The sequence below is a fragment of the Mesobacillus maritimus genome (genome assembly GCF_023715205.1).
Classification (GTDB): domain Bacteria; phylum Bacillota; class Bacilli; order Bacillales; family Cytobacillaceae; genus Mesobacillus_B; species Mesobacillus_B maritimus_C.
In genome coordinates this window covers 167,937-192,502 of the sequence record NZ_JAMBNR010000004.1, presented here as the reverse complement: position 1 = coordinate 192,502, position 24,566 = coordinate 167,937, and the positions used below count along the sequence as shown (strand labels likewise).

General features: G+C 37.2%; 24 protein-coding genes and 1 pseudogene. 13 read left to right on the top strand and 12 right to left on the bottom strand.

What is annotated here, in order from left to right; translation table 11 throughout:
- Positions 1 to 175 precede the first annotated feature (175 nt).
- Positions 176 to 1,267, bottom strand: a complete 1,092-nt coding sequence (locus tag M3182_RS07345) for a YheC/YheD family protein (RefSeq protein WP_251428748.1) — start codon at positions 1,265 to 1,267, stop codon at positions 176 to 178.
- Positions 1,268 to 1,452: 185 nt separating this feature from the next.
- Here M3182_RS07345 and M3182_RS26475 point away from each other — a divergent pair.
- From M3182_RS26475 to M3182_RS07330, 4 genes and pseudogenes are all read left to right on the top strand, one after another.
- A pseudogene (locus M3182_RS26475) lies at positions 1,453 to 1,757 on the top strand (aspartate 1-decarboxylase).
- 35 nt (positions 1,758 to 1,792) lie between these two features.
- On the top strand, positions 1,793 to 2,872 hold the full coding sequence (locus tag M3182_RS07340) for a YheC/YheD family endospore coat-associated protein (protein WP_251557551.1): 1,080 nt from the start codon (positions 1,793 to 1,795) through the stop codon (positions 2,870 to 2,872).
- Positions 2,873 to 3,904: 1,032 nt separating this feature from the next.
- Positions 3,905 to 4,336 carry a hypothetical protein gene (locus tag M3182_RS07335; RefSeq protein ID WP_251428745.1) on the top strand — a complete coding sequence of 144 codons (432 nt, stop codon included), beginning with the start codon at positions 3,905 to 3,907 and terminating at the stop codon, positions 4,334 to 4,336.
- A 253-nt stretch (positions 4,337 to 4,589) separates the two neighbouring features.
- Positions 4,590 to 5,000 carry a hypothetical protein gene (locus M3182_RS07330; RefSeq protein ID WP_251557550.1) on the top strand — a complete coding sequence of 137 codons (411 nt, stop codon included), beginning with the start codon at positions 4,590 to 4,592 and terminating at the stop codon, positions 4,998 to 5,000.
- 384 nt (positions 5,001 to 5,384) lie between these two features.
- On the opposite strand, the gene M3182_RS07325 is transcribed toward M3182_RS07330, so the two are convergent.
- The gene (locus M3182_RS07325) at positions 5,385 to 6,194 is read right to left on the bottom strand and encodes an SMI1/KNR4 family protein (protein ID WP_251557549.1); all 810 of its coding nucleotides are present in this window, start codon (positions 6,192 to 6,194) and stop codon (positions 5,385 to 5,387) included.
- 96 nt (positions 6,195 to 6,290) lie between these two features.
- On the opposite strand from M3182_RS07325, the gene M3182_RS07320 reads away from it, so the two are divergent.
- The 8 genes from M3182_RS07320 to M3182_RS07285 all read left to right on the top strand — a co-directional run bounded on the left by M3182_RS07320 (position 6,291) and on the right by M3182_RS07285 (position 12,474).
- Positions 6,291 to 6,392, top strand: coding sequence for an HNH endonuclease (locus tag M3182_RS07320; protein WP_349774442.1), 102 nt, complete (start codon positions 6,291 to 6,293; stop codon positions 6,390 to 6,392).
- 858 nt (positions 6,393 to 7,250) lie between these two features.
- Positions 7,251 to 7,388, top strand: coding sequence for a hypothetical protein (locus M3182_RS07315; RefSeq protein ID WP_251428737.1), 138 nt, complete (start codon positions 7,251 to 7,253; stop codon positions 7,386 to 7,388).
- Entirely contained in the window at positions 7,369 to 7,509 is a 141-nt protein-coding gene (locus M3182_RS07310; protein ID WP_251428735.1) for a hypothetical protein, read from the top strand. Before M3182_RS07315 ends, M3182_RS07310 begins: the two co-directional genes overlap by 20 nt.
- A 51-nt stretch (positions 7,510 to 7,560) precedes the next feature.
- A complete protein-coding gene (locus M3182_RS07305; protein WP_251428732.1) occupies positions 7,561 to 7,734 on the top strand; it encodes a hypothetical protein in 174 nt (57 codons plus the stop codon).
- Positions 7,731 to 9,125 carry a recombinase family protein gene (locus M3182_RS07300; protein WP_251557548.1) on the top strand — a complete coding sequence of 465 codons (1,395 nt, stop codon included), beginning with the start codon at positions 7,731 to 7,733 and terminating at the stop codon, positions 9,123 to 9,125. The genes M3182_RS07305 and M3182_RS07300 overlap by 4 nt, the downstream gene beginning before the upstream one ends.
- A complete protein-coding gene (locus M3182_RS07295) occupies positions 9,122 to 10,585 on the top strand; it encodes a recombinase family protein (protein WP_251557547.1) in 1,464 nt (487 codons plus the stop codon). The genes M3182_RS07300 and M3182_RS07295 overlap by 4 nt, the downstream gene beginning before the upstream one ends.
- Positions 10,586 to 10,831: 246 nt before the next feature.
- Positions 10,832 to 10,993 carry a hypothetical protein gene (locus M3182_RS07290; RefSeq protein ID WP_251428711.1) on the top strand — a complete coding sequence of 54 codons (162 nt, stop codon included), beginning with the start codon at positions 10,832 to 10,834 and terminating at the stop codon, positions 10,991 to 10,993.
- On the top strand, positions 10,990 to 12,474 hold the full coding sequence (locus M3182_RS07285; RefSeq protein WP_251557546.1) for a recombinase family protein: 1,485 nt from the start codon (positions 10,990 to 10,992) through the stop codon (positions 12,472 to 12,474). The genes M3182_RS07290 and M3182_RS07285 overlap by 4 nt, the downstream gene beginning before the upstream one ends.
- Before the next feature lie 22 nt (positions 12,475 to 12,496).
- Here M3182_RS07285 and rlmD read toward each other — a convergent pair whose 3' ends face one another.
- The 7 genes from rlmD to M3182_RS07250 form a co-directional block, all read right to left on the bottom strand.
- Complete coding sequence (gene rlmD, locus M3182_RS07280) at positions 12,497 to 13,861, bottom strand: 23S rRNA (uracil(1939)-C(5))-methyltransferase RlmD (protein WP_251557607.1); 1,365 nt, start codon at positions 13,859 to 13,861, stop codon at positions 12,497 to 12,499.
- Between the two features lie 128 nt (positions 13,862 to 13,989).
- Positions 13,990 to 14,850, bottom strand: coding sequence for a DNA-3-methyladenine glycosylase family protein (locus tag M3182_RS07275; protein WP_251557545.1), 861 nt, complete (start codon positions 14,848 to 14,850; stop codon positions 13,990 to 13,992).
- Positions 14,851 to 15,046: 196 nt separating this feature from the next.
- Complete coding sequence (gene pdaA / locus M3182_RS07270; RefSeq protein WP_251430959.1) at positions 15,047 to 15,853, bottom strand: delta-lactam-biosynthetic de-N-acetylase; 807 nt, start codon at positions 15,851 to 15,853, stop codon at positions 15,047 to 15,049.
- A gap of 366 nt (positions 15,854 to 16,219) precedes the next feature.
- Complete coding sequence (locus M3182_RS07265) at positions 16,220 to 17,794, bottom strand: fumarate hydratase (protein WP_285867349.1); 1,575 nt, start codon at positions 17,792 to 17,794, stop codon at positions 16,220 to 16,222.
- Positions 17,795 to 18,035: 241 nt separating this feature from the next.
- On the bottom strand, positions 18,036 to 18,221 hold the full coding sequence (locus M3182_RS07260) for an SE1561 family protein (protein ID WP_251430956.1): 186 nt from the start codon (positions 18,219 to 18,221) through the stop codon (positions 18,036 to 18,038).
- 229 nt (positions 18,222 to 18,450) lie between these two features.
- Positions 18,451 to 19,290: a YfkD famly protein gene (locus tag M3182_RS07255; RefSeq protein WP_251430953.1), complete on the bottom strand. Its 840-nt coding sequence runs from the start codon at positions 19,288 to 19,290 to the stop codon at positions 18,451 to 18,453.
- An 87-nt stretch (positions 19,291 to 19,377) separates the two neighbouring features.
- Positions 19,378 to 19,995, bottom strand: coding sequence for a YczE/YyaS/YitT family protein (locus M3182_RS07250; protein ID WP_251430950.1), 618 nt, complete (start codon positions 19,993 to 19,995; stop codon positions 19,378 to 19,380).
- Between the two features lie 456 nt (positions 19,996 to 20,451).
- Here M3182_RS07250 and M3182_RS07245 point away from each other — a divergent pair, with 456 nt between their 5' ends.
- Positions 20,452 to 21,633, top strand: a complete 1,182-nt coding sequence (locus tag M3182_RS07245; RefSeq protein ID WP_251430947.1) for an MFS transporter — start codon at positions 20,452 to 20,454, stop codon at positions 21,631 to 21,633.
- Positions 21,634 to 22,528: 895 nt separating this feature from the next.
- Here the strand turns inward: M3182_RS07245 and M3182_RS07240 are convergent.
- The 3 genes from M3182_RS07240 to M3182_RS07230 form a co-directional block, all read right to left on the bottom strand.
- On the bottom strand, positions 22,529 to 23,341 hold the full coding sequence (locus M3182_RS07240; protein WP_251557544.1) for a YihY/virulence factor BrkB family protein: 813 nt from the start codon (positions 23,339 to 23,341) through the stop codon (positions 22,529 to 22,531).
- A gap of 111 nt (positions 23,342 to 23,452) precedes the next feature.
- On the bottom strand, positions 23,453 to 23,803 hold the full coding sequence (locus M3182_RS07235; protein ID WP_251430941.1) for a YtxH domain-containing protein: 351 nt from the start codon (positions 23,801 to 23,803) through the stop codon (positions 23,453 to 23,455).
- 91 nt (positions 23,804 to 23,894) lie between these two features.
- On the bottom strand, positions 23,895 to 24,371 hold the full coding sequence (locus M3182_RS07230) for a low molecular weight protein-tyrosine-phosphatase (RefSeq protein WP_251557543.1): 477 nt from the start codon (positions 24,369 to 24,371) through the stop codon (positions 23,895 to 23,897).
- Positions 24,372 to 24,566: the final 195 nt, after the last annotated feature.

Genomic DNA, 24,566 nt, shown 5'->3' with positions numbered 1-24,566 from the left:
GTGCTAAGTTAGTTCGATATTCTTTGAGAAACTCCTTTTTTATTTTATTCCATTTAGGCGTTGCTAACTTGAACTAGATAATACAACAAACTTTCTCTATAACTCGTGTTTAGCTAACTCAAAAAAACCTTACTGCAGTGGTTTGAGAGCAGTAAGGTTAGGTATTTTTATAGATTTACATATCGTTTAATAGATAACGTGCATAATCAACAGGTGTTGTAAAAACTTTTCTCCACTCGTCGTGGACTAGTTTGCCATCACGTATTGTAAGTGCCTTATAAGCAGAACAAAAATTGCATTCAATATAGTATATCTCTCCCTTTGGGGAAATGGCTAGATCAAAACCAAGGTCTCCAATCTGTTCAGTAGTCTGACTAAAATAGTTGGCAATCTTAAGAGCAAGTGAGGTCATTTTATCTTTCAACTCTTTTGCATTTAAGTGAGGGTACTCCAAAAGTAACTCTTCTATGGAAAATTGAGTTCCACCTTGACCTATATTGGTTAAGAAGTTGCCCTCTGGAGCTACTTTTCCAATGATGGCAGTAACTTCCCAATTCCCGTATTGATTCCTTTGCGTGGATACCCTGAAATCAAACGGAGATCCTTTATAGGTGGCTAGTGGGATGATATTTTGAATAAGGTAAAAGTCTTTATTTAAAACATCTCTCAAACGATTTGGGACATTGCCTTCAATAAACCTCTCTTCTTTCCATACAAATTTCTTATCCTGTTTAACTTTGTATGTTAAACACCACAGTTCATTTTCTTCTTTGTAGAGCTTCATAATTCCTCTTCCAACATAACCATGATCTGGTTTAAGAATCAACTTATCGTACTTTTTCATCATACCCTTTAAATTTCCAGCATTTAAAACCTGAGTTTCTGGTAGATAGTCAAGAAACTCTTTATTAGCTTCTAGTAATGTTTGAAATTTATATTTCTCCAAATAATTGACCTTATTAAAAACCAGTACACCTTTATTATCTAAATATTGAATTTTACGATTCCTATAAGGAGAAGCCCAAACTAGATTATATATAACACGAGGATATGGGATTTTCTTTTCAAGCGGTCTTCCATCTTCAAAAATGATTACCGACACCTGATTTGAACCAGATTTAATATGACGGAAACGGATATAACAAGGGATAAGATTATTTTTCTTTGCAGCCTCTTCTCTTATTACGTCATTTAGCGTCCTACGCCCCCGCTTTAAGCCTATATATTTTGATTTGCTAACGAGCATTCCAAAATACTGATTCGTCACCTTGAAATTCACTCCTCCCCATTCTACTTATTAGCAGACTATGCGTTATTTCTTGAAGAGCAATAGACTTTTTCCTCATTTTTATGTTAAGCAAGGTTCGTGCTATCACCAGTTCACCTAAATATTAATATGTTGTTATATACAGGACTAGGTCTAAGTACAAGGGGGGAATACGCATCTCCTACATGGTAAACGCAATATTACATCGTGCAAAAGTAACTGATGTGAATCTAAACTATGTGGGCAGTATTTCCTTGGATTCAAATCTAATAAAACCGTTGGCATACTACAAAATGAGAAAGTTAAAGTAGTCAATATTAATAATGGAGCCAGGTTTGATCCCTGTGTTCTTGGAGGAAATAAAGTAGTAGAAATTTTTTTAAAGGGTGCAGTAGCTCAACTTGTTCAAAAAGACAACCTCCTCATTGTTTTAGAGCAGAAGATTAAATCGCCTTTCACCTTGATAACAATAACCAAGTCGTACAAGTAGTTTCTTGATTTATCTCGTTGAAGGGAGGAGTTTAGGTGAATAGGAATTATGTTGGCATTTGTCTTCCTAACTATGTTTACAATCAGCTTGAAATTTGTAAGCCTACTGATGAAGAGAACATCTTGATGTACGAACATGCCTCAGAACTGTATGACTTACCTTTATGTTTTTTTCAATGGAGAGATATTTCTCCTGATGAGGACAAAGTTCGAGCATTGATAAAAACGGAAACAGGATACAGTATAGAAACAATTTCTATACCAAGAGTCATTATCAATCGTACGATGACAAATAGGAAAAGTGTTCAAAATAAAATTAATCGCCTTAGTAAAGAAGGAAAGTATATCTTTAATTCTTTTATTCGTGATGACAAGTATCTTATCCATAACTTGTTAATGAAATGTCCCTGCATATTGCCTCACTTACCTGAAACATTAAAAGCCACAGAAGAAACAATCCGTAGTATGATGGAAAAGCATGACAAACTTTTTATAAAGCCATCTGGCGGAAGTTTAGGAAAAGGAATCATGACTCTGGAAAAAATAAATACAACTCAATGGTGTTTAACTTACCCAATGAAAAAAAGGTTTCAGAAGGCGATTTTCAGTACAGATTTACCTGATGTTCTCCTTAAAAGGATAAGAAAGCGTGTATTTTTGGTTCAGCAATCTATTCCGTTAGCCAAATATCAGGGCAGACCTTTTGACATCAGAGTCCATATTCAAAGAGACAATAAAGGAAAATGGGATATATCTGGAATCTTGCTGAAAGTGGCGCCCGCTAATCATTATCTGACAAATGTGGGACATGGTAGCAAAGTTACGAATCCCAAGAAGATTCTTCATAAAGAAACAGTTGAAGCAATTGCTTCTTTAGCAAAAAAAGTTGCTTCGCATTTAGCAAGTGAATTTACACATCTAGCAGAAATGGGTTTTGATATCGGTATTAATAAAGAGGGTTTTCCATATTTTATTGAATCTAATTTTAGGCCGCATCGATATGGCTTCCAAGCATTAGGTATGAAAAAAGAGTGGGAATTAACTTATTTAAGACCATTTGCATACGCCCGATATTTACTACAACAAGCAGCCCTCGATGATCCTTCATCGCAATAGTCAAGCATTATAAATGCACTCTTTTGCAAAAATTGAGCGAAGGAAGCAAGCACTGTGTTATAAAGGTCACCTGACAATTTATCGTATAATACATCGCTTACCCAATCCGGAAGTAATCATTTTCTTATATGATTCCTGAAACTGTACCACAGCAACGATCATGACCCAAGATGTTTTGCGAAAGGTATTTCAAATTGAAGCTAAAATTATGCATGATGAAGACCTGAAAATATCTATTTGCGTTAGCTATGACGTAGTAAACTAAGAAGAGAACAACTTCTTAGGAAAACACTACAAAAAGGAGTCGCGATTCGGACTCCTTTTTGTCTCCTATTTAGTAAAAATAAATTGGTTTATTACTTCTTTAAAGCAAGTTTCGTCACACTCTCCACATGTCCAGAGTGTATGTGGCAACACATGGGTGCTGGTGAGCTTTACCCATAGAATATTGAGATTAAGTGTTTTAAATATGTTCTAATATTGTATTTAATTAAATGTATACCGTAGAAGAATTCTTCCTCAATTTTCATATTCCGTAGAAACCACCACTTTCATTCAATAATTCTTGCACTTCTTCTAAAGTTAATTTTTCTTGAAAACCATCGCTTTTTGTAAATGTCTGTACAAACTTTTATCCACCATCTTTAGTCATCCCATCATATAAATCTGCTTTTAAAGATAATAATTCCTTCATGTCTTTTTCTAAGATGACAATGATCATTAAAATCTAAAAATATTGCACTTTCTTCATGTTTGTGACTATTTCTCACCAGTTGCATCCTCTAATTCTGTTAACCAATAATTAAGCAATGATCAGAACCTGGTCAAAGGGAGAACCCTTGAAATCGCTGTGGGTTGTATTTAGCCACCGGAAAGTGTGTATATGGCAACCCATTTATATCTTCTCTAAATTGTAATATTTTATAATATCTCATTAAATATAAGTAAAAATAATATTCAAAATAATCTTAATTATATTATACTATTAACAGTGATTTTAAATTTTTGTATTATTGAAGGGAGAAGTGAGATTTGAGAAAATTATTTAGTGTATTAATTTCCTTAGCACTTCTTTTTCCATTATTTTTAATAGTGGACGCTAAATCTACGAGTGCAGCATGTTACAACCCTTTTACCGTAACACCAAATGGAGATATTGTGGAGCCATATTGTTCAAGTGGGAAACTTGGACCTGTCGGCTGGTCATCAGTACGTTCTGGTGCTAGATATAGCCATACAACTTCAGCAGGAACAAAAATTTATTATAAATCCGGTGGATCTGCTCAAGCTAGCTCTGACTTCAACACAAAAGTAGCTCCGACTGTACCATACAGAAAATACGTTAAGGATGATGGATCAGTAACGTTGGTTAAATCGCCTCCAGAGGGAGATGTACGCTTTTATAAGAGTAGTAGCGGCTCAGAACCGTCTTTATGGTGGGGAAAAGAAAAAATAAGATATTAATAAATTCCACTCTAAATATTATTGAAGACTATAAAAACTATATAATCACATGACCATCGATAACACCCTATCCTTTTTTCATACTAGGAATGTAAAATGGTGTATGTGATATCCCAATTATTTCGAATCAAGAGTCTATTAATCTTGAGACTTTTTTTAAACACTTATTTAGAATTTTCACGTTGTGTATATTATTTTATATTCAGGTAGAATAAAATTTATAGAATATCAGTTTTTTTCTGTGAGGGATTTTATGAAATATGATGACTTAGTAAATGAAACGGAATCTGTAATTTCATTTGAACAAATCTTAGAGCCAATAACAAATGAGGAACGACTTAGGATAACCTTAAATAAAAGTAAAAATACGACAGACTTACTTATCCATCCTCACCCTGACGCTAAAGTGACAACACTACAATTAGTTTTCCTAAATTATGTAACATATTCTGTTATCTATGACGACTACACAGTTGAGAATAATGAAGAAGTATACCATGGACAATCCTTCCGCATTTATCAAAAATCAAACTTGTTAGAGTCGTTACCAAACTTTTCTAGGAGAAAATTGAAACACTATTCGTTGAATTGTATTGAACATAAGGTAGATATTATCTCCTACGAAGAACCCAAAATAACCGAAGTTAGTTCCCATAATGCTTAAGTATCTCGAAAACATTAAATTATTTATTAGTGCGTAAGCGGTAAGCGTCAAATACTCGGTGCCTGTCACAACCCGATATATGTCATTTCTTGTCGACTCTAGGTTATACAGTCTTAAATTTAAAATGGCCCAGTCAAGTGACTGAGCCATTTTGTATTTTATTTTACTAATCCTTATGAACAAGTTGCGCGACACACTCTACATGTCCAGAGTGTATGTGGCAACTCATGAGGTGCTGGTGGTTTGTATAATACTTAATTCTTTTTGACAATCGCTATTGATAGTTAGTAAGCGTCAAATAGGCCCCACCTATTATTTAGATGGGACCTATTTGAAGTTCGCTAAGCCCCTTTTAATCAGAACTTGACAGCCATTAGAGGATTATTAAGAATGTAGTATCTTTTCCAGGTCCTCTATCTCAAAGTCTAGCAATCCATTATTATTATATGCTTTATAAGTTTCAAGGATTTTACGTTGTTCATCCTTGTCTGCATAAATTTGAGCGGACCTTATGAGCTCTGATACCTCATAAATCATTGTATCATCACTTGTTTTTTTTATAAATTCTAATAAGATATCAATCAACTCATCTATCTTTTCCGCAGTTGATATCCAATACCCCGCTCCCCTTACTATACTATTTAAATCTCCCGATTGTATTAATCTTTTTGCATTTACAACTGATATTTCATCTTTATAATATGCAGGATCAGTTTCTAGTTCGGATTTTTCTACACCTAAGGATGTCGTAATTGTGAGCAATTTTGAAAATGATTGAGCAACAGTATTAAGAATAGGTTCTCCTTCATAAACACTAATATGTGTTATTTGTGGATTTATAGGAGAATCCCTATAATCCAGTACTAGCCATTCATGACCTACACCGCTTATTGCAATAAATCTTTTGTCTGAAATTCCCCATTCACTCAGTAAATGGGAACTCTCCACTATCCCTTGATCTCTTTTAATTCCAAAAAGGTGATCAAACTGGACATATCCTTCTGCATAGTAGGATGGAAAGTTAACTGGAATGGCATCTGTTCGTAAGAATCCTCCATTTTGTTCTTTCAATAAATTTATATATTCGATAGGAAATGTGAACTGATAAGTGTTTTCAGCTAAATTTACATCATCATCTGTAAGAGGCTCTAGCACTATATCACTATCTTTTTTTGATGGATCCCAAATTGTCATATATCAATCACCTTTCATAGTAGTGGGTTTTCCCTGCTAATTTATAATTATTTACAGTGATATTTTTCCAAGAACTCTTTTTATACTGTCTTATTAATATCTTACCACCAAAATACTGGGGTTTTACAAGTGGTAAATAGACAAATACATAGTAAGACAGGTCATACAGGTGGCCGCGCAATTTGGGGAACATTGTAAATAAATTACCCGCTCAGAATCACTGAAAATAAAGAGAATACACCTTTAAACTCGTTCAAAATCTACTAAAGCAAAAAATGTTCAGGGCAAAATAGCTCTGAACATTTTTCTATATATCAACTTATATAAAGAGCACCTTTTAGATTAATAAGAAGTAACAGTATTCATATTCTTCAATAGAAAAATACCCACCAAAGAAGTATATATAAGGCACGATAATTATAATAATAGACCTTTCCTTAAGCCTCTTGTTGTAATCTACTAACTAGATGTTCAAATTTAACCCCCTTCATTCTTTCAATGCTGTTTATCAAACCAACTATCCATAAGTTAATGTAAAAACTAAGGTTTGAATGGATAACCCTACAATTATCTTTTGTGTCACACTAAATATTGCGATTCCAAAAGTTGCAAATAAATTAAGTAATAAATAATCCAGAACCAATTAGGAAGTGGCTCCCAGTACTTTCTTTCACCTCATTTCTTTTCAAAAATTTATATTACCATTGAAATCCCAATATGGGGATAAGAAATTCCCATCTATTAGTTTAAGTGTAATCCATCACAATATAACATAAATATCCAGTAATCTTTCAAATTTACCCCTTTTATCTCATACTTATTTACAAATAATAATTTTCCCACTATATGAATTTCCACTCCTTCCAATATTTATATATTGTTTTATTTTGTCTAATGGTTATGTTACTTTCTGCCGGTGGATGAACTACCGAAACAATTTAAAACATCAGGAGGAATATACACCATGAAAACTTCTATCCAAGCAACACCTTCTTTAAAAATCCGCAACAACACAGAGAAAGCAATCAATCGTTTGAGGAACAGGGGGCTTGCATCATGAATGCTAAACAACCCCAGTACATCAATAAACTACGTCAAACGGTTCAAACAGGAACTTTATCGCCTTTTATTTTTAATAGTTTCCTAGAATATCATCAACAAAGGAGGGGCCGTAATGGGGCAAAAGCCAGATAAAGACCTCTTCCCCGGTCAAAAGAATGGATTAATCCGTGTTTTTATTAAACGAAGTGAACAGGAGGAATCATCCCAATTGCATTTTTATCTGTTTGACGACGAGCCTAAGGATGATTATTAAAGTATAAAACTAGCCTTCTCCCGTCAATGATGATGGGTGGAGGTGTAATTAATGAGAAAAAAGGTACAAATACGAACAGTTTCAGAAGGCAACGATGCTACAAATGTCTGGATTCAACATCTTGTCAATCGAATTATCATTGAGCAGTTGAATCTACCACACCGATTGCAAGCAAAGTTACTTTACGAAACTCTACCGAAAAATAAACGAGGTGAAATGAAGTGAATACAGTTAAATACCATGTTTTTTTCCGCCGTGTCAGTACTGCTGGTCAGGATATAGCCATGCAATCATCTGCAGATGCTCCATTTCGTGAAAAACTATTACCAGAAGAAATAATGATAATAGATGAATATGCAATCTCGGCCAATAAACTATCCGTTCATGAAAGACCAGAAATGCAAAAAGTCATTTCTTTAATTAAACAGGAGAGAGTCCATACTCTATATGCGTTTGATCGCACTCGTCTATTTAGGGATTCATATGAAGCCCAAGAATTCCACGATTTACGTAGGAAATATAACGTAAATTTAATGTTTACCTCTGTCGGCAATGGGCACATTCAAGCAACTGAAGATATTTTCCTTGAAGGCATATTAAACATATTTAGTGACATTGAAGGAAAAAACATTGCTAGAAGAACTAAAGAGGCACTGCGGAGATATCCTCCCAAAAAGATTGGGTACGAGAAGATCAAGGAAACAAAGCATTATTGCAAGGATCCCCAAAAGAAAAAGATGTTGGAGCAGTACTTCTCTTCTTTGTTGGAAATCTCAACGATTGAAGAACTTACAGAACTTCTTAGCGGTTTCCAAAAAAAACTGAAACTATCCTTGATAGATATAGCTCGTGATCCATTTTATGCTGCCTATGACCTGAGCAAAGGAGAAAACAGACTTCATCATGTAGAGCCGTATATAGACCTCACAACCTTTAATCGTATACAGGAAAAATTTGGTACTATATTCGATTCATACCTAGAGCGGATAGGAAAATTAGATGCCCAAAATGCTTACACACCACAATGTGGTTATTGTAGAAGACCCCTACATTACCGAATTGATGAAATCAAGAATATTGGCTATTACTCTTGTTCAAGAAAACATGGCAAAGTCTTCATAACATTTACCGATTTAGCGAAAGTGATTCAATTGGTACTAGAGGAAATCATTCATCATTTTGATTCAAAGAAACTTCTCAATCAATCGCTCCTACGGTTTCGTGAAATACGAAAAAAAATGGAAGATGAAATCGATTCGATTGAAACTCAGCTAAACGAAATAATGGAGAACATCATTTTAAACATGGATGATTACTCAAATGATTGGAAGAAGGAACCAAATTATAAAAGAATGGCTCAATTAAAACATGAAAAGGCATTTTTATTAGAGGAACTTTCCGATAAGGAACACTTATTACTAGAAAACAAGATGGTTGTAGAAGCTGTCGAAGACTATCTTCACAGTAAGTCGGAGGTTAATCCTTCCCTTCTTTTCACCATGTTTGTTCACAAACTAATTGTTTACCAGAATGAAGTGGATATCGAGGTTTCAATGTTCGACTACTTAAAGGACTTAAAAACAGATTTTATCTATAAAGGAGAAGAGATTGCATGAATGCTTTAGCTTTTGGCTATATTCGTCGTTCATCATACAAACAACAAGAAAACAACAGTGTGGAAATTCAGAAGGCACACATTCAGGAGTTTGCTCGTCGCAAAGGAATGGAAGTTCCTGATGATTTTATTTTTATTGAAGATGTTACAAGTGCATTTTCAAAACGTGCAAGCAAGCGGAAAGAACTGATGCGGCTGCAACAAATGATGATAGAAACAAATATCCCGCGGGTTATTTTTTATGAGGAATCCCGAATGGATCGTACGGGTTATACTTTTGTTCTCGACTTTTATCGGCCACTCATCGAAAAACTGCCAAATATAGAAGTGTACACTTCCAATTCAGAGGAACCTTTTAACCCAGATCATCCACAAACAAAAATTGCTTTACTCTTGTACAGACAAGAATCGGAAATTAAATCCGAACGTGCACTTGGAAGTTTGATTGCTGACCTTGAGAACGGAGATGAGATACGTCCAGGTTCCAAGGTTCCCTACGGCTACGATCAAGTAAACAAAAAGCTGATTCCAAATGAGAAGGCTGAAATTGTGACCTTTATTTATTATTTACACAGCTGGGGTACATCAATGGGAAAGATCGCTTCCCTTTTAAACGAAGCGGCTATTCCCTCACCCCAAGGAAAGTCATGGAGATCAAGTAGCGTAGAAAATATTTTAAAGAACCCTGTGTACACAGGAAAGCTTATGTGGACCGTTTATAAAGATTCGAGTAAAAGTAAATCTTATGAATTCAAGGACTGTCATGAACCATTAATCGATCATTTCTTTTTACACTTAAATGAGAACAATATAAAACTACAAAAAGAATTCGGACGGCTTGATACTCCTTTTCTCTTTCTGAATAAACTCTCCTGCCATCTCTGTCACAACAAACTTCAAACACAAAATGGTTCCACTACTAGGAATGGTCAAAAATATTTCTACCAGTACTACGTATGTAAAAGCTGTAATTACAAACTGGATATGAATGACGTTCATGAAGCAATTTTACCTAGGATTTTAAAACATGTTCAGGAACTTACGTGTAATGAAAGCACAAAATCAGATACATTCGAATTCCTAAATAAACTTGATAACACGATAAAGGAAAATATTATCAATATAGAAAAACGGATTGACAAATTATTAGCAAAGGGTTCTATTGCTAAAGAACAGAATGACAGAGAATTTGAGTTGGTCTTTCATAATGTTCAGTCCAGGTTATTAAATGAATTAAAAGAACTTCTTAATAGCCAACACATTCTAGCAGAACTATACGAATCCGTACAATCTGGCATGTTTTTTGATCGCTTCAAAACCATTCTTGAATCACAACTTGGAGAAACAGAAAAACGCCTTACTATCCTTTACTTTGTCGATAAGGTTCTTGTATCTCCAAATCAACCATTACAAACTCTTTATAGGGAAAATGCCTTTGAAAGTTTTCAGCTACATTCTTAATGGACAAAGTACCGAACTATAAAGCTAGATAATTTGATAAACTACCGAACAATTTTCTATAGCTACAAGTTACGGAACCTTAACTTCTCTAAATCCCTTTATTTAAGGGATTTTAAAAAGAATTTGTTCGGTAATCTATCCATATTGGTATACCAATATGGGTAAACAACAGAAAAACATTATCAGTATGGTCAAACAACCGAAATTTATACATCATAGAAAAACATCAAGGGAGAGGAAAACAACATGAAAGTCATTCGCTCTTATGCTGCACCGAATAAAGCAGTGAATGTGCAGCGGATTCTACAACAACTCATTGAAATAGAAATGGAAAAAATCGTTAATACTAAGGTCGTAAACTCACCAGCATCTCATGGAAAAATTACTCTAGGTGGTGATTGTGCATGAGATGTGCAGTATATGCTCGTGTTTCAACTGAATTAGATTCACAAAGGACATCAATTGATAATCAGATAGACATTTTCAGAAATTACGCTGCCCAACAAAACTGGGAAGTTGTAAAAATCTATACAGATAAACAATCCGGTACAAAGGAAAATCGTCCTGGTTTAAAGGGTTTGATTGAAGATGGAAAAGCTGGTATGTATGATGTAATTTTGGCTAAAGAGCTGTCCCGTTTGGCTCGAAACGGAAGGCTCTCATATGAACTTCGAGATATATGTCAATTCAATAACATTCATATTGTTTGTTTAGATAACTCCATCAACACTGTAGAAGGGAACGTTCAAAATTTCGGATTATTTGCTTGGCTTTACGAAAATGAGTCAGCTAATAGCAGCCGACGAAACAAACAAGCAAAACGGGTAAAAGCCCAACGGGGTCTTTTTGTTGGTTCTAACCCTCCATATGGTTACCGCTCAGAGAACGGTATTCTTAAAATCAAGTCGGATAATTCTCCAAATATTATCCGACGAATATTTCAGGAATATCTAAGTGGTACAGGAATGGATACAATCGCAAAGACATTAACCACAGAGAGTGTACCTACACCAGCACAAATTGCTAATAAAGCAAACGCTTCAAGATTATGGCATGCTTCTAGTATCAAGGTCATTCTCAATAATCAGCATTACTGTGGCGACCTTGTACAAAACCGTTCAGAGACGATATCTGTTACATCTTCAAAAAGACGTGAATTGAACGAGGAAAATCAAGTCATTATTGAAGGTACACATGAAGCCATTATCCCTAAAGAAACGTATAATGCTGTACAGGTGATGATGCAAAGTCGAACTAGAACGGCTACTGCTCCAAAGAAACACCTTTTTACAAATGTCCTTTATTGTGAGGAATGTCAAAAAGGAATGTGGTATAAAGCCAATCAAAAAGGCTACCGTTGTGGTGGCAATATCAAACACGGTAACTCCTTTTGTCTGAATAAAGTAGCTGTTCGTGAAAAAGAGCTAATGCACGTTATCATGGAAGACTTACAGTCGCTATTTGATACGTTAAAAGAAGAGAACTTTATGAATACGTTAATAAATAGGCTCAACGGGAAGAAACAACAGATTCAAAAAGAACTCCATGCTGTACAGACTCAAATGGAAACTCTAAAAAGTAAGAAGCTCGAATATGTTAATCTGTTTACTGAAAATGTGATCTCTAAAGAAGAATTAGTTGAATACCGGGAATTAACGGATAACAAAATCAAAGCTTTACAAATAACGAAAACACAACTTGATGAAAATATGCTTGAATGCGAAAACGAGAATTATGCCATTAATATCGGCAACAAATTAAAAGATGTACTGAAGCTGAAAGAATTAACACCGCAAATCCTTCATTCATTAGTGGAGAAGGTCACTTGTACTCACGATGGCAGTGTTCATATCCAATACAGCTTTGTTAATCCGTTACAAGAAACGTAAAAAGGCAACACCCACAATCGGGTTAGTTGCCTTCTTTTAAAATGAGTTGCGAGATACACTCCACATGGGCGGTATGCGGAAACATATCCACTGGTTGAATCGATTCAACCTCGTAATCCTTGCTTAGCTTTGCAATGTCTTTTGCGAGTGTAGATGGGTTACAAGATACGTAAACAAAGGTCTTTGGTTTGATTTTTAAAACGGTTTTGAGAAATTCCTCGTCACACCCTGTTCGCGGTGGGTCAACAACGATGACATCAGGGCGCCATCCTTCTTTTTCCCATTTTGGCAACCATTTTTCAGCCTTACCTACTTCGTATCTAGCATGTTGAATTCCATGCCGGTCCGCATTCTTCCGGGCATCTTCGATTGATTCACGGATGACATCCATCCCACGAATCTCACCTGCATTTCCTGCAAGCCAAAGACCGATTGTACCAACACCACAATAAGCATCAACAATTTTTTCCTTCCCTGTCAGTCCAGCTGCTTGCTTTACCTCATCATAAAGCTTAACCGTCTGTTCAGGATTTAGCTGGAAGAAGGTCCTGGCGGATAGTTCAAATTGCAGGTCTCCTAATGTTTCTTGAATAAAATCATTGCCTTCCAATGTTTCTGTTTCATCCCCAAAGATGATTGATGTTTTCTGTCCGTTTATATTTTGAACAATGGAAGTGACTTCAGGTAGAACTTTCTTAATTTCTTCAACAATTAGTTCCTTTTTGGGCAACTCTTTTTTCGTCGTAATAAGGACAATTTGCAATTCCCCAGATTGAATTCCTGTACGAGCGACAATCGTACGGACCAACCCTTTTCCGGAACGCTCATTATAAATCGGAATGTTTAAATCTTGAAGAATCTTCTTTACCACTTCATTTGCTTTCGTTGTAGCTGGATGTTGAACAGCGCATTGTTCAATATTAATCAGCTTATGAGAGTTTAACCCATACAAACCAGCAAGAATTTTGCCCTTTCTTTCAGCTACTTGAAACTGACTTTTATTGCGATATCCCCACGGATTTTCCATGCCAATGGTGTCGTTAATTTTAAGTTCCGCAATAGGCAGCTTCGTATGACGTTCAAGCGCTTGAATAATAATATCACGCTTCTCTTTTAGTTGTTGCGAATAGTGTAAATGTTGAAGCTGGCAACCACCGCACTCTTCATAGACTGGGCACACAGGCGTGACACGATGTTCAGAGCGTTTGCGAATCTTTTTTACCCTAGCTTCCGTAAACTTCGGATGAACTTTCGTCACCTCAGCCACTACTTCTTCACCAGGAAGCGCACCAGGTACAAACACAACCTGCCGTTTAAAATAGCCCACCCCTTCGCCATTGATTCCTAACCGTTTAATGGTTAATGGGAAGGTTTGTTTTAATTCCATTTTGACGCCGCCTGATTCCTGCTTCCCTTGATGCTTCCTAAAATTTGGTTTACCTTTTTGAAAGGGCTCTGTTTTGCCAGATTTATTTTTAGTTTCTTTTCGTTCATTATTCAATGTGTTTCACTCCATTATTCGATGCTCCGCCATAAATACAACGAAGCATAGGTCAAATACGGCTCCCATGGTGTCTTCATTTGCTCCATTTCCGCCGTTGTTGGTTTCTGTTCCAACTGATAGTATTTTTTCAATGCATTTTGTAGTCCAATATCCGCCACCGGGAAAAGATTCGGTCTTCCTAAACCAGACATTAAAAAGTTTTGAACCGTCCACGGACCAACCCCACGAATTTCAATTAATTCCGAAGCGATTTCTTCGTCTGATTGTTGTTTCATTTTGTGAAAATCTAGCTTTCCAGATGCTATTAACTTTCCAATGCCAATCACATACTCAGCCTTTCGCCTACTAAATTGTAGTTCACGTAACTCTTCAACTGTTAAATTTGCAACAACCTCGGGCTCTGGATAAAACCAAACTCCATCCTGCTCGTGACCAAATGTTTGTACGAATCGCTGTGTTAATGTAAAGGCAAAATTTAAATTCAATTGCTGATGGATAATACATTTTAACAAACAGCTAAAAGGATCAAAGTCGAGCACTAGCGGTGTACCAAAGTGAGTACGAAAAAGATCCTTTAAGTCTGTATTTTGAAAGTGATCGTGGATCTTTTTTAAATCTGTATGCCAGCCAAAAATTTCAGAGATACGCTCCATTAATAGTTGCTGATTGCCTTCTCCTTTTATGAGGAACTCCGGTTTATAAAGATTTCCAATTCCTTTTACCTCTATTACTGTCCGATTTGTATTCTCTTGAAGAGGGACCTTAATGGTCTTGTTTGATAGGTCAACAACATGCAACGGATCCAATTTTAGCCTGTCCAAAGCCAGTTCAAAATGATACGGGCCAGACAGTGTTACCGTTTCTTGCCACATACAAATATTCCAATCCTTTCGAAGAGAACCTAGGATTAGATGGGAATCACCAATTATTGAGACATTCTCTCCTAGCTTTTCATTATTTTTCCCCGTATTATAGCATGTTTAACTTATTATGACTAAAAATGCAGGCTATCTTCCTAGATCTACTAAAAAGTCCGGACCCATTATCCAAGTCCGGACTTTCAAATATTTAATTGCTGTGCAACATTGGGTTATCAAATTCCTTCGAAGCAAACAAATCATCTAAACTTTTAAACGTATAGCCATCTTTCTTTAAATCCTTAATCACCTTTTCTAACGCATCGGCATTATCTTTCGAAACAGTGTGAAGGAGCAAAACAGCTCCAGGATGAATCTGTTTCATGATATTGTTATAAGAATATTCCCAGCCTTTTTGCTGATTCGTATGCCAATCCACAAAAGCCAAGGACCAAAAAACATGAGTATAACCAGCATCTTTTGCGAGCTTCAGGGTTCGCTCACTGTAAACCCCTCGCGGTGGACGTAAATAAGACATATGCTTTTGTCCGGTTATCTCATAGGTTAACTTTCTTACCTTTTCTAATTCTCGTTTCACCCGTTCATCGTCCACTTGGGTCAAATCAGGATGATAATAGGAGTGGTTCCCCACAATATGCCCTTCTTCAACCATACGAATGACTTGATCCTCGGCGGTTTCAAGATAATGACCCGTTACAAAAAATGCCGCTGGGACTTTTTCTTTTTTTAACACATCTAAAATTTTATCTGTATATCCATTTTCATAACCATTATCAAACGTTAAATAAATATCTTTTTTATCTGGTTTGCCTTTATAGACAGCTCCATATTTCTCTATAAGCTCTTCACGCTCTTTGCCAGCATCAGGCGGCTGACCGTCGCGAGCCTTTTTAAAGCCCCAATGAATCGGATTGTTCGCTACTTGTGCTTGAACAGCTGAACTTCCAATCAGTAAAAATATACTGACTGCAAGAAAAACCTTTACTAAATTTTTCATGTTGCCCCTCCAAAAGATGTTTTTCTTATTGTTTGTTGTCAAGCCAAAATCTAAACGAAAAAGCAGTGTGAAATGCTCACACTGCTTTTTTCCATTTTCGCTTTTATAATCCCCGAACTAAGCTCTATTTCTAGTCTAACCGGAGAATCTCCGCTAATATATAATTGTTCACCAAGCTAAATTGTCTGCCAAATTGAGGTTAAAATTCGGGGAAACAGCATCCCAATCTTGGGTGCATTATTTATAGAAATTTATATGCTGTCCCCCAAAAATGGCTTTACACCAATAAAAAATGAGTGTCAATTCCAAATAGAAATTGGCACTCATTTTGATTTACAAATTTAATGTTAGATAGGAACGGGAACCTTATTTAAATACAGGCTCCTTAAATTGGGCAAGTTTTTCTAATGAAGACTTCTCAACATCGTCATGCAAGCTGTTTCCATGAGAATCCATTGTTACCACTGCAGTAAAACCTTCTACTTGTAAGTGCCACATTGCTTCTGGAATCCCGAAGTTCATTAGGTCGACACCGTCAACACTTTTCACGCATTCAGCATAATATTGAGCCGCGCCACCAATTGCATTCAAGTAAACGCCACCATGCTCTTTAAGGGCTGCTAGAGTTTTTGCACCCATTCCACCTTTCCCAATGACTGCACGAATGCCAAATTTCTTCATGATGTCGCCTTGATAAGGCTCCTCACGAATACTTGTTGTCGGTCCCGCAGCTTTTACATGCCAATTACCGTCTTCATCTTTTAACATAACTGGACCACAGTGATAAATCACATGACCATCAAGGTCCACTGGAGCGTCGTTGTCCATTAAATATTTATGAATCGCGTCACGCCCGGTGTACATTCTTCCAGAAATTTTAACAACGTCGCCAACTTTAAGGTGACGAATTTGCTCTTCGGTGATTGGAGCAGTTAACGTGATCGCTTCTTGTGAGGATGGTGCATCTGTTGCTTCCACGGAAGCAGCAATTTCTGCTTCTGCTTGTTTCTTTTCTTGTTCTGCGAAATCAACATTTTCACCTTCTTGATAGAACCAATCTTGGATTTCACCTGTTGCTGGGTTTACATTTACACCTAAGCGACGGAATGCCCAACAGTTATAAGCAATGGAAACGAAGAAACTTGCAGGAATACGGTTCATCACACCAACCTTACAGCCAAGTAGAGTGGTTTCCCCACCAAAGCCCATCGTTCCAATGCCAAGCTTATTCGCATTTGCGATTACATACTCTTCTAGTTTACGAAGGTCCTCATTTGGATTGACATCATCATTCGAACGGAATAATTGTTCTTTAGCCAAATCATATCCAGAAGAACGGTCTCCTCCAATTCCAACGCCGATAAATCCAGCGCTACAGCCTTGACCTTGAGCTTGGTAAACAGAGTGCATAATACACTTGCGGATACCATCTAGGTCACGTCCAGCGCGACCAAGACCTTCTAACTCACAAGGTAAGCTATATTGAATATTTTTATTTTCACAGCCGCCACCTTTTAAAATTAAGCGCGCATCAATATAATCTTTTTCCCACTGTTCAAATTTGATGACTGGCGTACCGCCCCCTAAGTTGTCCCCACTATTTTCCCCTGTTAGTGAGTCAACGGAGTTCGGACGCAGCTTTCCGTCCTTTGTTGCCAATGCGATTGCCTCGTAAATCGCTTTTTTCATCTCAATTTGGTTCGCACCAACAGGAACTTTAATTTTAAAAGTCGGAAGCCCTGTATCTTGGCAAATTGGTGAAACATTGTCATCCGCCATTTTAATATTATTTGTAATCGTCGCAAGACTCATTGCAGAACGCGTACCAGCATTTTCTTGTTCCTTTGCCCGCTTAATGGCTCTACGAACATCCTTCGGCAATTTAGTCGAAGTTTCCACAATCAGCTTGTACATACTCTCATGAAATTTTTCAATATTCATCGTCTTACCCCTCTCCTCTTTGTTCCCGCTGTTCGTTACCAATTTTGTGAATTTTCTTTAACAATACCGCTTTCATTATACCCCTATATTGTTTGATTTTAAAGTTAAAAGTCATAACCATCCTCTTTCAAGATGGAAGTAGAGAGCTTAATCATACAGTTGTTTTTAATCGTTAAATCGTCTTACTTTCATTGCAAATAGCTAATGAAAAAGGAAAAAAGAGACCTGAAAAAGGCCTCTTTTACTCATCACGATTTTTAAACTCGCGGCATTTCGCATCCATTTCCTCAACAATGGCAATCATTCGGTCAATATCTGCTAAATCTGCTTCTTCTGGGTCAATTGCATCTAATAGATCCATAAACGCATTTAAGCGATGCTTTAAAAACACAACCTGTGTGTTTGATTCTTTAATTGGGCTTCCCAAATGACTCTCTCCTTTCACTTCCGTACTCATCCTACCGAAAATTCAAGCTACATGCAATCTTAATCAAACGTTTGATTAAGATTATTGCTTTTTTACAAGTATGCCCGTTCTTACAGTTATCAAGCATGTAGAAACTTGCCAACTAGTGCGTAACAAAGAACTTTTACCTCCCTACAAACAAAAAAGAACAAGGTCACCACCCCTGTTCTTTTTATGACTGATTATTTACTTATCTTGGCCGTTCACTAGCCATGAAAGAGAACGATACATGATCTTGTATCGGGATCCAAGCACCGATTCCTTGGGAGGTAACATTTTTAACAACGATGAATTTTTTACTCCCTTTTAGCATCAAATACACTTCACCAAATGTAACTTTCCCCTTCTCATTAATCGCAGGCGCATGGGCATAGAGATAGCCCAACATCTTCGGTTGAATATTATAGATTTGATCCTTCTTTGTTCCAGCACCAACAATCGTTTCAAACGATAGCGGCAGACCTGTTTTCTTCGCGGCTGTCAGCATCATCATTTTTTGAACATCTTCTGCATTTTTGATTTTAGAAGTTAGTCCACCTTTTACCGTTTTCTGTTGTTCTTGTACATAATGAATTTGATAAGGGCTTTTACCACCCCGGTTATCATAATAATTCGTATTGATTTTTTGATACTCCCAATTTGGTGACGTTTCCGTTGACTCATAGTTAAGGGGCCATTCGCCAAGGTAGACAATGGCTCGATATCCGAGTGCAAACGGGGTACTATTGATTGTCGTTTCGTTCATTAATCGAATTAAGTCTGGGTTTTGAATCTTCACCTTTGAAGTAGAAATGAGTTCCTTTGTTAAATCGCTTGGCTGTAAAAATGGTAAATCTTCTGTTGGATTTGGATAGGTATTCTCTTTGGTAATGTTCATAACTGAGTCAGGAATTTTATATTTCGTGGTATTTTCCTGCTTCGATGAATTAGATTTTTCCTCACCCTTTTCCTGTGCCTTCTCAGCCGCCGCAGGATTAAAAAAGGATAATAAAAAAACCATGCTCAAAAAGATTAGTAAGTACTTTCTCATGGTGTTGGGCTCCTTTCCAAACGACAATTTCTTCATTTGTTTGTAGTTTTTTCGTAGGTCGCCCAGATTATCCACCTGTTTTGAAATTTATCTAGTTGTTGCTGTTAATCTGTAGAAGAAACTCTGAAAATGTGGAGAGAATACTTGAATTAATGGGCCCACAGCAAATGTGACTAACACCGTTCCAATCCCGATCGGACCGTTAAAGAAAAATGCGAGCGTTAACGCCGTAATCTCTCCAATTGTCTTTGCCACCATTAGACTAAATCCAAACCGTTTATGAAGTGCCATCATAAGGTTATCAATGGGGCTTAGTGGTAATTTCGCCTGAATATACATCGAAATGCCGAGTGACATAACCAGGAGGCCACTTAAAAATACCGTTAATTGAGTGATGAACTGTGTTAGAACCACTCCATCAAATACTTGCAGCAACCAGAAATCAACGAACACTCCTGTGATAAATAACGTAACGATGGCACCAATGTCGGGGCGATTCTTTAATAAAAACGCATTTAAAATAATCAAAAGAACGCCAATAATGACAAGCCACGTTCCAGTTGTGAGTCCAATTGTTTCGGAAAGCCCTACGTTTAGTGCATCCCACGCTCCAGACCCTAAGCCAGAGATGATGCTTAAGCTAATTCCGGTTGATAATAAGAAAAGCCCGACCAGAAAAAATAAAATTCGATAAAGCCATTTCATGCTGTTTTCTCCTTAATGGTTTATGGTTGTTCATAGTTTGAGTTAACTTTACAATTCCACTTCAAGAACTTGAGTATACTATTTTAAGGGTATGTTGTGATACTGCATTTTTGTCTTATTATCGATAATTACCACTTTGCCTTTTTATAACGAATTATGGATAGGAGACGTATGGCTCGGGGTAGTGCTTCTATAATACTGTGCGCTAACTTCCATCCGAAACAGCGCTATACTGTCTTTTATCATAGCTTTCTTAAACACCTCCTAGCGGAACGAAAAAGCTTTCCAGTAATTATGGTTGAACCGACTTAAAATTGTCTAATGGAGGGTCCGTCCAAAGGAAGCTCGAAACAGATCCTCAGAGTTGCCCCTATTCCACCCCTTTACTCTTTTTCCTTGCAGAACGAATCTCTCTCAGTTACCATCAAAGCAGAACAGAATGGGAGAATCTAACATATGAAGACAAACGATACATTTCGCTTTTGGATTTTAGTCAGCATTGTTGCTATTTCGGGATTTTCGCAAGGTTTACTTCTTCCTTTAATCGCGATTATCTTTGAACAGGATGGTGTTTCATCGTCACTAAACGGGTTGCATGCAACCGGCTTATACATAGGGGTACTTCTCGCTGCACCGCTCATGGAGGGCCCACTGCGAAGGTTTGGTTATAAACCAATTATCTTAGTTGGGGGGATTGTCGTCGCTATTTCCCTGAGTTTGTTCCCGGTTTGGAAATCATTTTGGTTTTGGTTTATCCTTCGTTTATTAATCGGAATAGGGGACCAATTGCTCCACTTTGGAACGCAAACATGGATTACAGCATCGTCACCCAAGGAAAAACTTGGACGTAATATCGCTCTGTACGGATTATTTTTTGGGATTGGTTTTACAGTGGGACCGATCATGACAAGATTAGTAGAAGTGAATGAAGCTTTCCCCTTTATTGTATCTTGCAGCATCAGTCTCATCGCCTGGGGTTTTGTTTGGTTTTTGAAAAATGAAGTTCCTGAAGCTGATAAGGAGAACATATCATTTTTTGGGACCTTTAAACGCTTCGGTAAAGTATTTAAATATGCTTGGGTTGCATTTTTGCCACCATTTGGCTACGGCTTCCTTGAGGCGTCCCTAAATGGAAACTTTCCTGTATATGCTTTAAGAAATGGGCTTGAGGTGGGAGCGGTCTCGATTATTCTCCCTGCTTTTGCAGCGGGAAGTATCGTTTTCCAACTTCCACTAGGAATGCTTAGCGACCGGTATGGAAGAAGGAACGTTCTTGTAACCGTTATGCTTGCAGGATTTATATGTTTCACCGTTGCCGGCCTACTCCAGGATTCCGTAACAGGTCTGCTCATTTGTTTCTTTATTGCGGGGATGCTTGTTGGATCGACCTATTCACTCGGCATAAGTTATATGGCAGACTTATTGCCAAGACCCTTACTTCCAGCAGGAAACTTAATGGTTTCAATTTTCTTCTCCTTTGGAAGCATTAGCGGCCCATTTATAGGTGGGTTAGCCATTCAATACTTAAAAGGAGCCAGCTTCTTCTACGTCATCAGTACGATGCTTTTACTCATTTTTATAGCCTTATTAATTTTCCGTGGAAAAGGAACATATCAGGAAGAACCACACTCCGTGTAAAAACTAAAAATGAATTTTGTAATAAACTAAGCTCACTTTGAATAAAAATAGCATAGAATAAAATACCTTCACTGAAATGCCTTTATAGATGCTGTCTCCAATAGGAGACAGCTTTTTGTTTTTTATAGGCTGTTTTTGTAAAGTTTGTTGTTAAGATCCTAAAGCCGATATTAACGATAAATAAGCCTTCTCTGTGCTACTACTTAGTTTGTAAGCTCTTTTCTCCTTTTGTAAACGAATTTAGAATGGAATCATAGCTAAATCATTCTAAATCTCTTTTAAAAAGCAACAATGTTTGAGAAAAGATCCATTTTATAAAACGAAAAGGATGCCTTCCACTCGTAGGCATCCTTTTGTTCAACCAGATAATTGTCAAGCTACAGCGCCCTAACGGCTAGTATCCTTCACTCTCCGCCCTAGGATAAGTCAACATCGAATCGCCTACGGCTCTTCGTGTTTCCTTTATCCCGTTCAACGGGCAATAATTTCATAACTGCCCGTAAAAACCCGATTGATTTATCTAAGTTGGAGAGCTCCAGGAGATACGCCGCTAAGCAGGGCGCTTTAGCTTTTCTATTTGTCCAGCTACAGCGGCTAGGGGCTCGGGACATAAGTCAATCCGGCAAGAAAGTTAAAGAACAACCTTCTAGCCGGCTCGCCTTATGCCTGTCGCCCCTGAGCAAGCCGCTTCCGACTTTCCATTTAATGGTAGCCGTTTGATTTGTTTGATGAACTTGATGTTTTATGTTTTGGGCTTGATTTCCCTTTTTGTTTTGTTCCGCCGCCTTTATTCTTAGACATTTGCTAACCCTCCTCCTTGATTCAGAGGCCTGATTTTAGCCTCTGATTTTATCATCTACAAACAAATGATAAAGTTACAAGGAAACAAAAGGCATTAACAAACTTTCTTTTGTTCATTTACATAGGCATTGATTTCGCCACCAATAATGATGATAAAGGCTGCTAAATAAAGCCAAATCAAAAGTACGATAACACCACCGATTTGTCCATATATAACGGTGTACTGCGCAAAATTGCTAACATAGAATGAAAAGCCCCAAGAGACGACCACCCATCCGACGGTTGCGATAAACGCTCCCGGTAGCGCATTGCGACATTTCATCTTTATGTTAGGAGCAATCCAATATAAGAATGTGAACACTAGAAATAAAACAAAGAAAGATAATAACCAGCGTAACGCTTCCCAAAAAGACAGAAACTCACTTCGCAAACCAAATTGGGAAAATAAAAACTCGCCAATTTCCTTTCCAAAAACAGGGAGCAATAAAGCAAGAACAAAGACAAAGATCATAGCGATCGTTAAAAGCATGGATTTTAACCGTGCTTTGATCGTACGCGTATCGTCAACGCGATAGGCCTTATTAAAGGCTCGAACAATGGCATTGATTCCATTCGAAGCGGACCATAAAGTTGCGATAATACTAAAAGATAAAACCTTCGTATTTTTGTTCAATACTTCCTCAACACTAGTATTGATAATACCCGCTTGCTCTACTGGTGTATGATCCTGTATAAACGCAATAATATCCTGATTGGTCAAAGGCAAATAAGGTAAAAGTGAAACCAAAAAGATAAGCAATGGGAAAAGGCTTAGTAATAGAAAATAAGCGAGTTGTGCTGCCAAGGCTGGAACATCATCTTCATAAATTCTGGTATATATTCTCCGAAAAAAAGAAACATCTACCATCCATTACACCTTCCTTTTAGACTACCTGGTGTCTCGTCCTATTACAATGCCTCTGCCTATTTCCTTTTATCCCTAAACCTATTCTCGAGGTTGTAAAAATAGCACCCTCTCCTAAACTTTCACTACCTGTGTATGATCTTCTGTTAGTTCTTTGATCGTTTCCTTCGAATCCTCCACAATCTCCGAAACTTGTGGCGGTATTTCCTTCATTTCCCCAACCTTTTCACTAATAAACGCTACATCTTCAGTCACTTGTTCAACAGTTGTTTTCACCTTGCTTACTGTGCCTTGCACTTCTTCAATGAACTCCTCCGGATGCTTTGCAATATAAGAAACCGCATTCGAAGCTTTTTTGAAATCACCTTTTACGGCTAGTCGAGTCTCTCTATCAAATAAACTGATGGCACCACCTGCTAGTGCACCCAATACCATTCCCAGCCAGAACTTTTTAGAACTTGCCACAAACCTCATCCTTTCTAAAAACACTTCCTATGTAGTAATACATTTCGATTTATCCCCTAGATTTCCTTCTAGTTCAAGACAAGATTCGTTATTAACCTTCTAGTGAATGTTCCGCTTTAATCTGCTGAAGTAATGCTTCACATCCTGCTTTAACAAGCTCGTACGTCTCTTCAAAATCACCCGTAAAATATGGATCTGGTACATCCTTTTTCATGCTAGTAGGCACAAAATCCATTAATCGGTTTATCACAATATTGCTTTTACCATCCACAAGTTTTGTTAAATGCTCAAGATTAGCGGCATCCATGCCGATGATATAATCAAATTCATCAAAATCTGAAACTGCTATTTGTCTCGCCTTAAGCCCTTCCCCATCGATTCCGTATTTTTCAAGAATCTCTCTTGTTCCTTCGTGAGGTGGCTTCCCTACGTGCCAATCACCAGTCCCGGCCGAATCAACAACCATTCGTCCTTCCAAACCTTCTTTTTTAATCAAATCTCGAAACATCGCCTCCGCCATCGGTGAGCGACAGATATTCCCGAGACAAACAAATAAAACTTTAATCATTTCTAAATCCCCCAACTTTATTTCATAAACATGCTTTTCTCATATTATCGGCTGTTTTACCACCCGTAAAGATACTATTTTATAGACCTTCGCTTATAGAAACAACTATGTAGTGCTTTACAATTAATTTACAAGCTCTTTAGACTGTTTGGTGTAGTCTGCTAAAGTAACAAAAAAGTAAAACATTTCTTAGCT

Excerpts from the sequence above, each read along its gene's own strand:
- M3182_RS07330 (WP_251557550.1), top strand. The coding sequence starts at position 4,590 with ATGAAATATGATGACTTAGTAAATGAAACGGAATCTGTAATTTCATTT.
- M3182_RS07325 (WP_251557549.1), bottom strand. The coding sequence starts at position 6,194 with ATGACAATTTGGGATCCATCAAAAAAAGATAGTGATATAGTGCTAGAG.
- M3182_RS07315 (WP_251428737.1), top strand. The coding sequence starts at position 7,251 with ATGAATGCTAAACAACCCCAGTACATCAATAAACTACGTCAAACGGTT.
- M3182_RS07310 (WP_251428735.1), top strand. The coding sequence starts at position 7,369 with ATGGGGCAAAAGCCAGATAAAGACCTCTTCCCCGGTCAAAAGAATGGA.
- M3182_RS07305 (WP_251428732.1), top strand. The coding sequence starts at position 7,561 with ATGAGAAAAAAGGTACAAATACGAACAGTTTCAGAAGGCAACGATGCT.
- M3182_RS07295 (WP_251557547.1), top strand. The coding sequence starts at position 9,122 with ATGAATGCTTTAGCTTTTGGCTATATTCGTCGTTCATCATACAAACAA.
- M3182_RS07290 (WP_251428711.1), top strand. The coding sequence starts at position 10,832 with ATGAAAGTCATTCGCTCTTATGCTGCACCGAATAAAGCAGTGAATGTG.
- M3182_RS07285 (WP_251557546.1), top strand. The coding sequence starts at position 10,990 with ATGAGATGTGCAGTATATGCTCGTGTTTCAACTGAATTAGATTCACAA.
- rlmD (WP_251557607.1), bottom strand. The coding sequence starts at position 13,861 with ATGGAATTAAAACAAACCTTCCCATTAACCATTAAACGGTTAGGAATC.
- M3182_RS07275 (WP_251557545.1), bottom strand. The coding sequence starts at position 14,850 with ATGTGGCAAGAAACGGTAACACTGTCTGGCCCGTATCATTTTGAACTG.
- pdaA (WP_251430959.1), bottom strand. The coding sequence starts at position 15,853 with ATGAAAAATTTAGTAAAGGTTTTTCTTGCAGTCAGTATATTTTTACTG.
- M3182_RS07265 (WP_285867349.1), bottom strand. The coding sequence starts at position 17,794 with ATGAATATTGAAAAATTTCATGAGAGTATGTACAAGCTGATTGTGGAA.
- M3182_RS07255 (WP_251430953.1), bottom strand. The coding sequence starts at position 19,290 with ATGAGAAAGTACTTACTAATCTTTTTGAGCATGGTTTTTTTATTATCC.
- M3182_RS07250 (WP_251430950.1), bottom strand. The coding sequence starts at position 19,995 with ATGAAATGGCTTTATCGAATTTTATTTTTTCTGGTCGGGCTTTTCTTA.
- M3182_RS07245 (WP_251430947.1), top strand. The coding sequence starts at position 20,452 with ATGAAGACAAACGATACATTTCGCTTTTGGATTTTAGTCAGCATTGTT.
- M3182_RS07240 (WP_251557544.1), bottom strand. The coding sequence starts at position 23,341 with ATGGTAGATGTTTCTTTTTTTCGGAGAATATATACCAGAATTTATGAA.
- M3182_RS07230 (WP_251557543.1), bottom strand. The coding sequence starts at position 24,371 with ATGATTAAAGTTTTATTTGTTTGTCTCGGGAATATCTGTCGCTCACCG.